13 protein-coding genes are annotated in these 15,158 nt (G+C 50.5%); all 13 read right to left on the bottom strand.

What is annotated here, in order from left to right; translation table 11 throughout:
* Nucleotides 1–18: 18 nt before the first annotated feature.
* On the bottom strand, nucleotides 19–1,092 hold the full coding sequence (gene prfA / locus ACFQ0N_RS23490; protein ID WP_379330820.1) for a peptide chain release factor 1: 1,074 nt from the start codon (nucleotides 1,090–1,092) through the stop codon (nucleotides 19–21).
* 95 nt (nucleotides 1,093–1,187) lie between these two features.
* Nucleotides 1,188–2,288, bottom strand: a complete 1,101-nt coding sequence (ychF, locus tag ACFQ0N_RS23485; RefSeq protein ID WP_379330818.1) for a redox-regulated ATPase YchF — start codon at nucleotides 2,286–2,288, stop codon at nucleotides 1,188–1,190.
* 163 nt (nucleotides 2,289–2,451) lie between these two features.
* Complete coding sequence (locus ACFQ0N_RS23480) at nucleotides 2,452–3,237, bottom strand: hypothetical protein (protein WP_379330816.1); 786 nt, start codon at nucleotides 3,235–3,237, stop codon at nucleotides 2,452–2,454.
* A 491-nt stretch (nucleotides 3,238–3,728) separates the two neighbouring features.
* Nucleotides 3,729–4,382, bottom strand: a complete 654-nt coding sequence (locus ACFQ0N_RS23475) for a transcriptional regulator (RefSeq protein WP_379330814.1) — start codon at nucleotides 4,380–4,382, stop codon at nucleotides 3,729–3,731.
* A gap of 592 nt (nucleotides 4,383–4,974) precedes the next feature.
* On the bottom strand, nucleotides 4,975–5,475 hold the full coding sequence (locus ACFQ0N_RS23470; protein ID WP_379330812.1) for a DinB family protein: 501 nt from the start codon (nucleotides 5,473–5,475) through the stop codon (nucleotides 4,975–4,977).
* Between the two features lie 85 nt (nucleotides 5,476–5,560).
* On the bottom strand, nucleotides 5,561–6,502 hold the full coding sequence (locus ACFQ0N_RS23465; protein WP_379330810.1) for a helix-turn-helix transcriptional regulator: 942 nt from the start codon (nucleotides 6,500–6,502) through the stop codon (nucleotides 5,561–5,563).
* A gap of 25 nt (nucleotides 6,503–6,527) precedes the next feature.
* Nucleotides 6,528–7,259, bottom strand: coding sequence for an ABC transporter permease (locus tag ACFQ0N_RS23460; protein WP_379330808.1), 732 nt, complete (start codon nucleotides 7,257–7,259; stop codon nucleotides 6,528–6,530).
* Nucleotide 7,260: 1 nt separating this feature from the next.
* Entirely contained in the window at nucleotides 7,261–7,974 is a 714-nt protein-coding gene (locus ACFQ0N_RS23455; protein ID WP_379330806.1) for an ABC transporter permease, read from the bottom strand.
* Complete coding sequence (locus tag ACFQ0N_RS23450; RefSeq protein WP_379330804.1) at nucleotides 7,974–8,888, bottom strand: ABC transporter ATP-binding protein; 915 nt, start codon at nucleotides 8,886–8,888, stop codon at nucleotides 7,974–7,976. The genes ACFQ0N_RS23455 and ACFQ0N_RS23450 overlap by 1 nt, the downstream gene beginning before the upstream one ends.
* A 71-nt stretch (nucleotides 8,889–8,959) precedes the next feature.
* Nucleotides 8,960–10,297 (bottom strand): sensor histidine kinase, encoded by a 1,338-nt coding sequence (locus ACFQ0N_RS23445; protein ID WP_379330802.1) that lies wholly within the window; start codon nucleotides 10,295–10,297, stop codon nucleotides 8,960–8,962.
* A 26-nt stretch (nucleotides 10,298–10,323) separates the two neighbouring features.
* Nucleotides 10,324–10,992 carry a response regulator transcription factor gene (locus ACFQ0N_RS23440; RefSeq protein ID WP_379330800.1) on the bottom strand — a complete coding sequence of 223 codons (669 nt, stop codon included), beginning with the start codon at nucleotides 10,990–10,992 and terminating at the stop codon, nucleotides 10,324–10,326.
* Between the two features lie 196 nt (nucleotides 10,993–11,188).
* Nucleotides 11,189–12,292, bottom strand: coding sequence for an RNA-guided endonuclease TnpB family protein (locus ACFQ0N_RS23435; RefSeq protein ID WP_379330798.1), 1,104 nt, complete (start codon nucleotides 12,290–12,292; stop codon nucleotides 11,189–11,191).
* Between the two features lie 320 nt (nucleotides 12,293–12,612).
* Nucleotides 12,613–14,991 (bottom strand): S-layer homology domain-containing protein, encoded by a 2,379-nt coding sequence (locus tag ACFQ0N_RS23430; protein WP_379330796.1) that lies wholly within the window; start codon nucleotides 14,989–14,991, stop codon nucleotides 12,613–12,615.
* Between the last annotated feature and the right edge of the window lie 167 nt (nucleotides 14,992–15,158).

Here is a 15,158-nt window from a genome sequence, read left to right as displayed (position 1 = left end):
AGCGCCCCTCTCTACTTGTTACGCAAGATTTTCCTGCTCGAGCATCTCGGCTTGCGAAGCGATGGTCAATGAATTCACGATTTCATCCATATCGCCATTCATAACCGCATCCAGCTTATGCAGCGTAAGGCCGATCCGATGATCGGTTACCCGGCTTTGCGGATAATTATATGTTCTGATCCGTTCGCTGCGATCGCCTGTGCCGACTTTGCTTTTCCGCTCTCCGGCATATTTTGCTTCCTCTTCTTGGCGGCGGACGTCGTAGATCCGGGCGCGCAGCACCTGCAGCGCTTTGGTTTTGTTGTCATTTTGCGATTTGCCATCCTGACAGGTCGCCATAATGCCCGTCGGGACGTGCAATACGCGAACCGCCGATTTGGTTGTGTTGACCGACTGTCCGCCAGCGCCGCTGGAGCAGAACGTGTCGATCCGAATATCTTTATCCAAAATTTCCACTTCAACTTCCTCTACTTCCGGCATAACAGCTACCGTAGAAGTGGAGGTGTGAATCCGTCCGCCCGATTCTGTAACCGGAATACGCTGTACGCGATGCGCGCCGCTTTCGTATTTCATCTTGCTGTACGCGCCCTTGCCGTTAATCATAAAGATAACTTCTTTAAATCCGCCCAAATCGCTCTCGCTGGCTTCCATCAATTCGACGCGCCAGCCTTGAGAGTCCGCGTATTTGGTATACATCCGGTACAAATCATAGGCGAACAAAGCCGCCTCGTCGCCGCCGGCTGCGCCGCGGATTTCCACGATGACATTCTTATCATCATTCGGATCCTTCGGCAGCATCAGTACACGGATTTTTTCCTCCAGCTCTGCGTGGCGGGCGCTTAACTCTTCAATTTCCAGCTTAACCATTTCACGCATTTCATCATCTAGCTTCTCGCCCTGCATCAACTTCGCATCCTCAAGCTGAGAAGATACTGATTTATATTCTGTATATGCGCTGTATGCTTCCTCCAGGTCGGACTGCTCTTTCGAGTAGTCGCGAAGCCGTTTCGGATCACTTGCCACATCTGGATCACACAATAGCTCGCTTAACTTCTCATACCGGTCGGCGAGCGCCTGTAAACGGTCAATCACGTTAGTTCACCCCTAATGTCGCTTATCAAACTTTCCGATCAGTTCATTATAGCACAAAAAGGAACGGCTTGCGCCGTCCTTTCATCGTCCTTTATTTACACATTAAAGCGGAAATGCATAACATCTCCGTCCTGTACGACATAATCTTTGCCTTCCAAACGAAGCTGCCCCTTCTCCTTCGCCGCATTGATCGAACCGGCAGCTACAAGATCTTCGTAGGACACGACCTCCGCCCGAATAAAGCCGCGCTCGAAATCGGTATGAATCACACCCGCCGCCTGCGGCGCTTTCATCCCTTTACGGATTGTCCATGCGCGCACTTCCTGCACACCTGCGGTAAAATAAGTATACAGCCCCAATAATTTATAGGCCGCGCGAATCAAGCGGTCGAGGCCCGATTCTGTCAGTCCGAGCTCTTCCAGGAACATCTCCTTGTCTTCGCCTTCCAGCTCCGCGATTTCGGATTCCACTTTGGCGCTTATCGGCACCACTTCCGCGCCTTCTGCCGCCGCAAACTCGCGAACGCGCTGCACGAACTCATTATTATCCGCATTCGCCGCTTCGCCTTCGCTTACATTGGCCGCATAAAGCACCGGTTTGATCGTCAGCAAGTGAAGATCGCGAATAATCAGCTTCTCCTCATCGCTTAATTCCACACTGCGTGCAGGACGGTCGTTATACAACGCCTCTTTAATCCGCTCCAGCGTCTCCACTTCCTGCGCGTATTTCTTGTCTCCGCCCTTCATATTTTTGCGGCTGCGGTCGATCCGCTTCTCGACTGATTCCAGGTCGGCCAAAATCAGCTCGAGATTGATCGTCTCGATGTCGCCGATTGGATCTACTTTACCCGAGACGTGGGTAATATTTTCATCTTGAAAGCAGCGGACAACATGAACAATAGCGTCCACTTCGCGAATGTTCGCCAAAAATTTATTGCCAAGGCCTTCACCTTTGCTGGCGCCCTTAACAATACCGGCAATATCAATAAACTCAAACGCTGTTGGAACGGTCCGGTTCGGTACAACCAGTTCCGTCAGCTTGGTCAGACGCTCATCAGGCACTTCCACCACGCCGACGTTCGGGTCAATCGTACAGAACGGGTAGTTGGCAGATTCAGCGCCCGCCTGAGTAATAGCATTGAACAACGTCGACTTTCCTACATTCGGAAGACCGACAATACCACAAGACAGCGGCATATCGTAACACTCCTCATCTTCAATAATAGCCTTTCGCCATTATACATGATGACCGGTCACAAAAAAAGCCCCAGCCCGTCCCTTGCAATTGCACATGAAAGAGCCGCTCGCCGTTTGCGCCCTGCAGGCGCTGGATAAGCGAGCGGCTCGTGCGTATGACTAGCTAAATAATCGAAACGATGATCAGTACAACGACAGTGTAGATCGTAACAGCCGGTGCGATAAACGAGAATTGCTGCTCCCGTGAAATGCCGAACAGCTCCATAGCTGATACAAAGGACAACAAGAGCATAATAAGCAAATTAATAACAATTAAGAGCAGGGAAAGTTTATAGCTCATCAATGCCACCAGACCGGCCACCACGAAACCGGCTCCCGACAAATAATGCATGCTGCCAAAATACGTTACGAAAGCCTGAATCGATACTTTACGGCTGCCGCGCCAGGAGCCGACAAGCCACATCGAACCGAGAAACGCTACCATCGAGACAATGGCAACCAGCAGCATATTGCCGACGATTCCCCCTACCAACGATTGCGGCTTGACGCCGAAGCTGCCTAGGCCTCCAAAAAAACCGCCCACCATGCTGTCGATTTGCATGCCAACAATCCATGCATAAATGACAAAGCCGATAATCGATGCCGCAATGCCAAGCAAGCCATAGATTAGATCCTTTTGCGGATTGAGATTTAAGCCGCTTTGCGGATTTTTCAATAAACCAAGGATAAGATTGCCATCCACCTGTTTCATCGAATCAGCGACAGAACGGGAAACGCCGGAATAGCGGCTTTCCCCGGGAGCCGGTCTATCATGAACAGACTCTTCCTCGCTCACAGTGTGCTCTGCTCCGTTTCCATCTCCGCTTCCATTTCTGCTTTCGGTACCGCTTCCGCAAACATGCAGCTCGCCCTCAGTCAGGCGCTGGCCGCAATTTGTACAAAATGCCATATTATCTCCTCCTGAAGTCAAGTAATTTTTTCCTCAATATCCTTTCACCGCCACTCGCTACTGCTTAATATTACTCAATTTTTCTGTCGATTCAAGCAGAATTTTGATTTTTCATGAAATCTTGATGATTGTGTAGCAGCTTCCCTTACACAAAAAGACCTTTGCACCCAGCTGCTATCACAGCATAGATATAAAGGTCTGTCTTCTTATAGAACAACTTTTTAGAGGGGCTTGACCAAAGTAGTTCCAAATTGGCCCAATGTAAAGACGCATCGCCAGTCAGCAGAGGTCAGCGTTTCGAGCTCTTCATCTAACGGAAGCTACCGACGCTATTTTGCCAATAGAACCTCTTTTTGAAATCTAACGGAATTGAGCGACCTTATTTGGCCTTTTTCTTGCGAAATAGTGCTAACTGTCCTCAAATAGCGGCTCACAGTTCCGTTACAATTTCAAATCGGTCGAATTTTCACAAATAGCGGCCGTGTCATCCGTTAAAGTTCACGCGCCAGGCAGTATGTACGATACCGCTGAATCCCGCTTGCGATGGAAATCCAATTTTTGTCTACTAATTCATGAAGAATAACTCTCGTTTGGCGCTCTGAAAGCCTCAAATGTGCAGCAAGCTCTTTAGGAGCGAAAGGGCGAAACAGTCTGCGGGCAAATCGCAGCGTCTCCGCTTCTGCCCAGTTAAGCTGTGATGAAACTTCAATCGACAGAAACTTGCCTACAAAGGAAAGCACCAACTGCTTGCAAACTTCGGGGTTGTCACGAATCGACAAATAAGCGACAGGAAGGAAGTACCAATCATCAAGGACAAGCAATGCCTGCTTCATACATAAATCTTTAAAGCGGCTGACCTCGACATCCCTGGCATGGGATCGATAACCATGAATCTCTATGCAGCCTTTAGCACTACCCGGCATGTAGGCCAGATCCAGATAACGATATCCATTACTGAAGTCGCGCACCTCATATTCGGGGTATAGATGATCCAGGTTGCCAATAGCAGGAAACCAGATCGAGCGTAAAAACTCAATCGTTCCATGCCCCAATCCCTTTCGCAAAAGTTCTCGTCTTCTAGGGTTTTTCTCTTCGTTCATTTGTTTCTGCAGCCAATCTTCACAAATTTCGTCGAATAAGCTCATCTTCTTCACCCTAACTTAATGGGATAATAAAAAAAGCCGCCCTGACACACAACATTCGCTCATAAGAGCTGTGTGGTCAAAGCGGCATGTGCTTCACACCGTCAATTTTAAAATACCATATGCTGAAAAATGGATCAAGCAATCCATGGCCGAAAAAGCATTATGCTTCGGCGCCCCAGTTTATGAGAAAAACGTCTGACGGAGTCCTTGGTGCGGAACAAGTTTCTTCCCCTGAAATTTTATTAGCATTCATCGCCGGCAGCGTGGTCAGTGGTTTTAGCCCCAAAGACGGGGCAAGCAGCAAAGCGGTTTCTTACGGAGGCCACAGACCTTATTTCGCCAAAAACCCCTCTTTTTGAAATCTAACGGAAGTAAGCGACCTTAATTCGACCTTTTCTTGCAAAATCGGGCTTATCATCATCAAATAGCGGCTCACAGTTCCGTTACAATTTCAAATCGGTCGAATTTTCACAAATAGCGGCCGTGTCATCCGTTAGATTAGGCCACACTAGCCTGTGGTAATAAAGGCTATAATAGCTCTTGATACTTGTTCATCAAGAGCAACACTATTTACGAAAAGAACCTCTCCATCTTAAATAAGCGGCTCCATCCCCCACTCCAGCCATTGCTCCCGGGTAGGGCCGTATACGTCCGGCACCCGCAAGCCGGCCTGACGCATCAATATCGTCATTTGCCCGCGATGATGAATTTCATGTTTGATCAGAATGTCGAGCGTTAGCCCCTTCGGCCATTGTGCACCATACATATCGTTAGTCTCCTGCAAACTGGCATCCGTCCATTGGCTTTGCAGCGCGACAAGCATCGCTTCACCCGACTGCCGATAGGTATCGGCAATGACAGCCGCTGAAGCAGGAGCAGACTCCTCGCCCTCCGGAGCGGCAAATTCCAGCCCTGTGCGGGCCAACATTTCATGAACGGTCGTAGCGATATGCCAGGCAATTTGTCCAAGCGTCCGCTGATTAGGCGCCACTGATTGCTTAAGAGATTCGTCGGTCAATGCGTCCAGCACTCGCTGTGTAGCTGCAGATTCGTGGTTCCAGGCTGCTATAAAATCCTTAATCGTCACAAACATAGTGTCCCGTCCCTCCCAGATCTAGAACGCGCTGCGTTCGTTAGTTACCTCTAGATCATAAGACACCAACACTGACAGCTGTATGTCAGTGATGATCGTACAAGGAAACAATCTCTTTCGCTTTCTCGACCAGCGCAGCAATGACTGACTTCGGCTCCAGCACCTGCACATCCCGGCCATAGCCAAGCAGCATGCTGTAGAGCCAGGGCTCATCAGGCTGTTCTGCAGTAACAAGCAGCGTTCCCTCTGGTTCCACGACAATAGATTGCGGAGAAAAATAGTCCTGCACCCGGGCCTTCGCCCTGGGCTGGAAACGCAGTTTCAGACGCACCATTGGGTGATGCTGATCGATTCCCATCCCGAATCTGAGCTGCTCCACATCCGTTTCTCGCCGTGCAAACGCTTCGTCGAGCTGGCTCAGCCCGCTAATCCGCGACAAGCGGAATATGCGGTAATCTTCCCGCAGACGGCAGTAGCCGTACAGATACCATACGTACCCCTTCAGCACAACAGCCATCGGCTCGCAGACTCGCTGAGAATCCTCCCCGGCTGCGGATGTGTAGGCAAACCGGACAAGTCTCGATTGTCGTATCGCCTGCCGCAGGCCGCTCAGCTTTTCCTTTTCTGCCCGTCCGTCCTGCCACGGGTTGATATCGATAAGCAGCTCTCTGCTCATCTGCTCAGCAGCGCCTTGTTCTGCCCTCGCGACAAGCGCCCCCACTTTATCCAGAAGATTGCCGAACTCACGGTCGTCCATGACAAATCTGACCCCGCGCAGCGCTGTAATAATGGACTGCAGCTCCTCAAGCGAAAGCATCTGACGCTCCAGCCGGTAGCTGTCCATTATCTCATAGCCGCCGCTCGCACCGGCAAACGAAACAATCGGAATACCCGCCTGATTAATCGTCTCCAGATCACGATAGATGGTACGAAGCGATACCTCGAAGCGGTCTGCCAGCTCTTTTGCCCCTACTCGTCTCCGGTTAAGCAGCAGCATCGTAATCGCCAGCAGGCGATCCAGCTTCATTTCCATCCCTCCCAACTAGTTACGATTATATCGTTTTTTTCACGAAATAGCTCCAGCCCCCTAGCAGAAATATTAGGAAGCTGCCCCCGATTACGCCAAACAAAGTAACAGCAGAAATATTAAAAGCGCCAAAGCTCATTTCGGTTGAGGGAATCATCGCCAGCATCGGCTGCGCCCAAGGATAATAAGGTCCATAATCTGCAGAGTTGGCTATCAGCATATTCGGAATGGTAAAAATGACATTGACCGCAAGCGGCGCCGCAAAGCTCGCCCAGGCGCTTGCGACCGCCAGCTGGAGTGCGGCAAGCGGCAGGCAGGCCAGCCAGCCGCCAAATACTGAAAAGAAGAGCGTACTCCAAGGGATCGGCTCCTGAAAGCCAAGCATCGTACCCGTTAACAGCAGCGCAAGCAAAAATAGCGCCTGCGTTACGCCAAGCAGCAGCATAATGACAGCAAGCTTTGTCATATATACCTGCGTGCGCGATACCGGCAAAGCCAGCAGCTGTTTCCAGCCGCCCCCAATATGCTCATAGCGGCACACCAGAGCAGCAAAAACGCCAGTCAATAGCGGCAAAAACAGCATCGCATGCAGTACCGACATCAGACCAAGCGCCTCAAGCCAGCCGCCCTCGTCTCCAGCCGTTCCTTTGCTGCTCAGCCAGCCGGTAAAGGCCGCTAACAGCGGACTGGCGACGATCAGAACCCACATGAGAGAGCCGCGTACCTTCATCCACTCGGAGCGAAACATTTTGATCATACTAGTTCACATCCTTTCGGATAAAATACAGCAGCCCGATCAAAAACAAGGCGATGCCTAAAGCGATGCCGGCGATTGCCGGATAAAAAGGATTGTTGGCAGTAAGGTGCAAATAGACCCATTTATAGGGCACCCAATCCGCGAAGCGGAAGGCAAACATCGAAATAACTGTCCCTGCTATGCCAACCATTAGCGACACAGCCTGATGCTGAAACAGTACAGACAACGATACTTGCAGGGCGATGAAAGGCATGACACCAATATATGACAAATAAATCGCCTCGAGCATCCGCTTATAAGGCAGCTGCTCCAGCGGAAAGCCCAGCGCCGCGCCAAGCGCGATGAAGCCAGGGATCAGCAAGGTTGCAGAGCAAAACAACAGCAGCACATTTAACAGAAACTTGCCGGCAAAAATACGAGTCCGCGATACCGGCAGCGCCAGCGTCTGCTTCCATGTGTTCGTCTGATGCTCGATGCCTGCCGTCATCGAGGCGATAATGGCCAGCCCGACAAATAAGGTCGGCACTGTCAGGAACAATATATTATCAAGCAGACCGCCCCAGAGATCAGCAGCGTGCAGTTTTGTTAAATAATCGTATCTGAGCCCAAAATTCAGCGACTGCAGCCCGACCACGCCAACCGGTCCGAGGAAGATGAGAAACCAAATCATCTTTTTGCGAATTTTCAACAGCTCGGAGGAGAATACAGCGCCCATTACAAACTCCCCTCTCCGCCTGTCATATCGAGGAAAATGCTTTCCAGCGACGCCTTCTCCTCTTCTACCCGGTAGACTGCGAAGCGACTTGAGACCAGTTCCGCGACCATGGCGGCAATTTGGTCGTCAGTTGCTCCTTCTGCCGAAAGCTGCCGACGATCCCAATCCACCCGGTGCCCCTTTGCGAGCAGCAGCTGCCAAGCCGCTTCAGGTTCACTGACGCCTAGCCGGATTCGGCTGCGCGCTTGCTGTCTCAGCACTTCGATGCCATCCTGAAAAATGAGCCGGCCTTTTGTAATAATGCCGACCCGCGTGGCCATCTGCTCAATTTCCGACAAAAGATGGCTGGACACGAGTATCGCGACGCCGCGCTCCTTGGGCAAACTTTTAATCAGCTCTCTAATTTCCAAAATGCCCGCTGGGTCAAGACCGTTAGTCGGTTCATCCAGGATGAGCAGCTCCGGATTGCCGAGCAGCGCGGTCGCAATCCCCAAGCGCTGCTTCATGCCGAGCGAATATCCTTTTACCGCCCGTTTTGCATCCTTAGTCAGACGGACTATGGCCAGCACCTCATCGATTCGCGATTTGGGCACCTCGAGCAATCTCCGTACAACCTCCAAATTATCGATGGCATTCAAATGACCATAATAAGAGGGGTACTCAACGAGCGATCCTACTTTCCGTAATACAGCAATTCTTTCTTTGCGCAGCTCCTTGCCAAAGATGCGGACACTGCCCTCCGTTGGCCGCGTCAGCCCGAGCAGCATGCGGATCGTGGTCGTTTTTCCCGCGCCGTTCGGCCCGAGAAACCCATAAATATCGCCTTTTCCCATGCGGATGTTGACATCATTGACAACAGCTGTACCACCTATTTTTTTCGTCAAACGCTCTGTTTGCAAAATCCATTCCTTCACTCTCGATCACCTCGATAACTATCGTAAACGATCAAGTTTAAAGGTGAGGCGCGATGACGTTTAAATCGCGTTTAAAATTTGCGCGGCATAATTTGAATGGCCGTGCCGCCTTGGCCAGTCTCAACCTCATAATGGAGCTGCATTTCCTTCAGCATAAACTGGACGATCGAAAGCCCCAGGCCAGCCCCCTTTTCCGCTGAGCTGCCGCTCATTCCCGGTCCCCGGTCGCGAATCAGAATCCGCCCTCCCGCTTCTGCAGTAACGGCTACACCAATATAGCGCCCTTCCTTGGCATGACGCAGCACATTTTGAAAAAAGTTGTCCAGCACCCGCTCAAGCCAGGACGGATCAACCTCCCAATAGAGCGATTGTTCCGGCAGCTCGAGCTCAATCTGGAACTGCTGCTCCTCAAATACCGGAAACCAGCCGGCCAGCAGCGTCCGCGTCATGCGAACAATGTCTACCTTGCGGGGATGATAAGGATATTTGCCTGCCGACAGCAGCGCATAAGAAAACAGGTTCTCAATCAGTTGGCCCAAATAATCAATTTTGCGCTCGACAAGCGCCAGCGATTGCTCCCCTTTGGCTGTCAGCGATTCTTGACGCAGACCGAAAGCATGGCCGCGGATCGTTGTCAGCGGTGTACGCAGGTCATGCGACAGCTTGGCGATGAGCTCGCGCCGCAGCGCCTCGTCCTGCGCCTCGCGCCGGCGTCCCGCTTCCAGCTGGAGGATCATACTATTGAACGCCTGCTCCAAACGCCCGATTTCATCGTCATTAAGCACTTCAACCTCGGCAGGGATGCCATGCTCTGTCGGTGTGGTCATCGCCTGCTGCAGGCGTACCAGCCGTTTGCGGATACGGTAAAAGAACATGAAGGACACAAATAAAAATAAGCCCAATATAAACAGCGACCCAATTAAAAATATCACGTTATATCTTTCCCGGCCCTGTACCATGTCCGCTTGCATATATTGCCGCGGCAGCTCAAACACCATAAACGCGCCCTGCTGCTCTGCGCCTATAAAAGCTACAATCGTAAACGGATCGCCGCCGAAGCGCTGCTTCATAAATTGAATGGTATAAGCAGGCGTCCACTGCTCCGGCAGCTCAAGGTTATCCGGCAGGCGCAAACGGGTTGCGCCGCGCTCATCGACCCAGAACATCGCAGCTTTCTCATATTGCCGCTTCAGCTCCCGCAGCCGCTTGTCGATTTCATCGGTATCAGAGACCGAGAGCAGCCGGGCCTCCTTGTGCCACATCGCTTCCAGCGCCTTTCCGTCTTGGTAGCGGTCGCCGCCGCCTTGCTCACTTAACATGAACGGATAATAGACCAGTATGGTGACTAGCGGAAACATGAGCGGCAGCAGCAGCATGGCGCATACAATAATAAGCGCATACTTACTCAACAAAGAGCCGCGTAGGGTAAGCCGCCTCATTGCTTCACCCGGTAGCCCAGACCGCGAATCGTTTCGATAATTGTCGGCTCTCCCGGATTAAGCTCGATTTTCTCCCGCAAATAGCGGATATGCACCATCACAGTTTTGTCCCCTTCCATAAAGGGCTCCTCCCACACCGCCTCGTAAATTTGCTCTTTGGTCAAAATTTGATTAGGATGCTGCACAAAAAAGAGCAAAATTTGCCACTGCTTGGCCGTCAGCGGAACTTCAGCGGATGAACGGTTGTCAATAACGGTTTGCAGCTTAGGCATAATAGTAATATGCCCAAGCCTGATCTCCTGCTCTACCGGCGCAAAGCGGCGCAGCAGCACCTCAATGCGGGCAGCAAGCTCGTCAGGGTGAAACGGTTTGGTCAAATAATCGTCGGCAAAATGCAGGCCATGCAGCTTATCGTCTACAGAGGTGCGCGCCGACAGCATCAGAATCGGCACTTCCGGCGCCTCCTGCTTAAGACGGCGTCCGACTGTAAACCCATCCAGCCCCGGCAGCATGACATCCAGGATGACCAGATCGGCGGCTAGCACACGTTCCGGCGCCTCTTCGCCACTGGTCAACCAGTCCACCTTATACCCGCGCCGCTGCAAATCCTCTTTCGTCCACTGGCCAATTTCAACATCGTCCTCAATATATAAAATGCACTTCATTTTCTCTAATCCTCGTTTCTAATCGCTAAACATTTTTCTCTCATCATAGGAAACGCTGCCGGAAAAATAAAGTTAAATTTGGTGTGAACTACCTCCACCTACGCTACCACTTAGAGGTGGGGGCTTCTAAGGTAATCGCACCTAATGGTACGAAATTGACTTAGCTATCGAGCCTGAACCATGCTCTGGAGATGAATTACGTCAACAACCGTAATCCTTCATTTTTGATATTGATCGCAGCGTTCCAATCCCGATCGGACACAAAACCGCATTCGCAGCGAAATGTACGCTCGGATAACGATAAGGATTCCTTTACCTGACCGCAACAGGAACAGGTTTTGGACGATGGAAACCATTTGTCGATTTTGATCAGCTGCTTTCCTTGTTCGGCTAACTTGTAGTCAAGGAATGTGGTGAACATGCCCCACCCATTATCGGCAACGCTTTTGCCGAAGTTGAGCGCCCGAGACATGCCCTTCATATTCAGGTCTTCGATCGCCACACCATCATAGGTTTGGGCGAGTTGGTAGGACTTTTTGTGCAGAAAGTCCTTGCGTTGGTTCGCGATTTTCTCATGAATCTTGGCAACGGCTATCCGTTGTTTATTCCAACGTGAGGAACCCTTCTTCCGTCTGGATAGAACGCATTGTGCTTTGGCTAATCGCTCTAATGTCCGGCGATAGAATTGAGGGTAATTGGCTTTCTCACCCTCACTATCGACATACAGTTCAGCCATGGCAAAGTCTAATCCGACAACCGTTTCGATTTGTTTGGGCGTGATCTTGGCCTCATATTCCGTCAGAATGGACACATAGTATTTTCCCGTCGCTGTCATCGAGATGGTACATGATTTAATAATGTGTTCAGCAGGAATTTTTCTGTGCTGTTTGATCTTCACCTGTTTCAGTTTGGGTAATTGGATATAACCGTCCATAAGCTTGATGTTTCCGTTGACCACATTGGTTGTATACGATTTTCTCGCCTTCTTACTTTTGAATGCCGGGAAGTCGGCCGTCCCACTAAAGAAGTTTTTGTAAGCCTCCTGCAAGTTGAGCTGTGCGTTTGCCAAGGCTAACGAATCGACTTCTTTCAGCCAACCGAACTCCTCTTTGTACTTGGCGGGAGTAGGGAGTTTCTGCTTTTTCAAAGCTGCTTTGTCGTCCTTGAATTGTTCGTATGTTTCCTTGCGTTCAGCTAGCATTTTATTATACACAAAGCGAACGCAACCGAACGTTTTATGGATCAGGGAGGCTTGTTCTTCCGTTGGATACAAGCGGAACTTATAAGCTTTGTTGGCCATCTCCTTTCACCTCACTTCATCCCCTGGTTTTCGATGTACTTCTTTATCACTCCACAACAAGTAATACAGCAAGAACACGGAATGATAATTACGATTTAACTTCACTGTTATATCAGTTGCTATACTTGATAGGAATGATTATAACAAACCAAAGATACAAAGTAATGATTTTGGCTGCACCAAACCGAAATTCATCTCCACCTTATCATTGGGCTACGCCCCTTCACATGCTTGAAGATGGAGACTTCTTTCGGAAGATCGTTAAAAAAGCGGCCATGCAAGAAGTTATCCTTCCCGCATGACCGCTCATCCTATCCTTATTAATTGCGCAAAGGCGCTTCCTTCAGGTCTGCCTGAACAGACAGGTAACGGAAAAACGCTGTAGCCGCTTCAGCACGCGTTACATCGCGCTCGGGGCTAAATTTGCCATCCTTCAGACTCATAATGCCCAGACCAACGACGATCGCCGCTTGCCCTTTTTGCTTCGTTTTGTCCGCATCCTTAAAGTCGATCTTGAACAGCTCGCTATGCTCAGCCAGCGGATTGTAGCCAAGCGCCCGCACAATCAGCTCCGCCATTTCGCCGCGGTCTACTTTCGCTTCCGGATTAAAGGTGCCGTCGCCGACATCGATCAGATTTTGCTGCAGCGCATTTTGCACGTAGACGAAGTAGCCGGAATCCGCGCTGACATCTTTGAAATCGGCTTTTGCTGCAGTTTCTCCTTCAAACGGCCGCGGCTGGCGCCCGCTATTCATAGCCAGTACGAGCATTTTTATCAGCTCGCCTCTTGTGATGACCTGATTAGGGCGAACCTTGCCATCTACCACATCAAGCGCTTTGTAATCGACCATAAGCTGCAGCTCGCGTTGTGCCCAGTGTCCCTCAATATCCGCTGCATGCGGCTTCTCAAGCGAAGTTCGCTCACCCGTCTCGCGATTGCGCCATTCGCCGGTTTGCGCATCCAGGTACACCCCTTCGTCAATCGGCTTCGGTACAAGACGATAGACGAGCGAAAATTGTGAATCAGCTTCAACTTTTCCCACTTGCGGATCGCCGGAAGCGAGCATTAAATTATATTTTTCAATCGGGATCGGCTGGCCATTGAACCGGTACTGCGTCTCCGAGACATAAGTCAATTCCAGCTTATAGTAGTCCATCCATGCAGCGACTGCTTTATCGCGATCGATGACAGCCGGCAGCTTGCTCGCATATTCAAATGGCGAAACACTTGCATAAAAGTCGCGCACCTCTCCGGTATACGCATCGACGGAAACATTGACATTATCGTAATCCACCCGTGCGCCGGCCACCTTGCGTACAAATTGGAAGGAGATGTTGCCATACTGCTGCTCATCGATTTTCTTTATCTCTTCATCGCCCAGCTCATACATATAAAGCTGATCGGCCAGCCATGGCAGCTGTTTTTTCACGAGCTCCACCGCCGTATTGCGGGCATCCTTGTAAGCAATCCGCTTGTCGCTTTTATTATTTTGCTCCCTCTCCCAATTGTAGGAATTGAAGCTGTTAATGAAGCCTGTATTGCTGTCTACAGACGCATGTACACTGCCGATTTCCTTGTCGCCGTCCTTGATCGTCCAGCTTATATTCCAGCTTGAGGTTGTTATGCCTGTATTCTCATCCTTGTACTCGTTGTAGCTGGAATTTGCCTCGACAGCGTTCGCCGGAATGGCAAATTGCCCGCGCACAATTTTTTCCGCCTCTTCGCGCGTCAAGTTTTTAGCCGCCGCCGGCTTGCTGCCAAGCGCTTTGTCGGCTATCGGCTTCTCTGCCAGCTGGCTAGAGCGGTCATAAGCTTCCTTCACTTGGCCTGTGACGGCGTCAAGCGACAGGGCTGGCATTTCATACGCGAGCTGCGGCTTGCGCGGCTGTTTCATCGCATACGGAATGTAGTAGGCCAACTCCGGCTTTAAGGAAGCTTTAATTTTGGCCAGTGCTTCGTCCTTGGAGATTCCCGGCTTGAGCGGCGTGATTTTCAAATTTTCATTCCATGACACATTATAGCTCAGCACCCGGCCTTCGCTATCGACATCCACCATAATGTAATTTTCCATAAACGGCAGTCCGTCGATGACGCGATTATAGCGTAAGGAATGGCGGAACTGTCCGTTTAACGGCGGCTTGTCGGCTGCGCCATAGTCAGCGTCTGCTTGAATCTGCCCTTTTAATTTAGGCGAGATTTTGGCAATAAACGACTGCGCGATTTCGTCCGCCTTTGCCCGATCCACCTTCAGCGGGTATGACGGCTTGGCCCCCGGATCGTCAATATAGGAAGAAAAGCCGATCAGGCTGCCGTTATCCGCATCAATGCTAGTGTCAATGCTGCCCTTATGCTTGCCGTTGACCATTTTGACAAAGGTTAGATTCCATACGTTTTTATTATTGGCATATTCCCCGCTCGTCGTATAAAGATTGACGCTTTGAAGCTTATAGTCGTCAGGTATGCTGACATAATTTTTCGCTAAGGCTACTGCCTTTTCCTTCGTGATTGTCGCTTTGACCGGCGCAGCGCTTCCCGGATCTGCAGGCATCGTCGATTCAGCCCCTTCTTTCACTGCCACGGATACGCGTGGATCAGTTACTGCTTTATCGGCATATGCTACCGGTACGACTGAAGTTAATGCGACTGCAGCAGAGATTGTGACTAACCATCGTTGTTTACGTTTATTCCGTTTTGCCATTTCACAATTACCCCCTACCATAATTTGCACTTCTGCCATCCTAAACGCGGCATAAGCGGTAAAGGTTGCGAGGCATGCCCTATCTTTTTTAAAAAAAATTTAGAATTAGGCTGGCAATAGACTGTTACTGGCATGCTTCCCATAAAAATGACAATAGATGTGAAGAG

Origin of the sequence: Paenibacillus sp. GCM10027626 (assembly GCF_042676285.1) — a bacterium.
Classification (GTDB): domain Bacteria; phylum Bacillota; class Bacilli; order Paenibacillales; family Paenibacillaceae; genus Paenibacillus_Z.
Note: the sequence above shows the minus strand (reverse complement) of the source record. Positions and strands in the feature narration are given on the sequence as shown.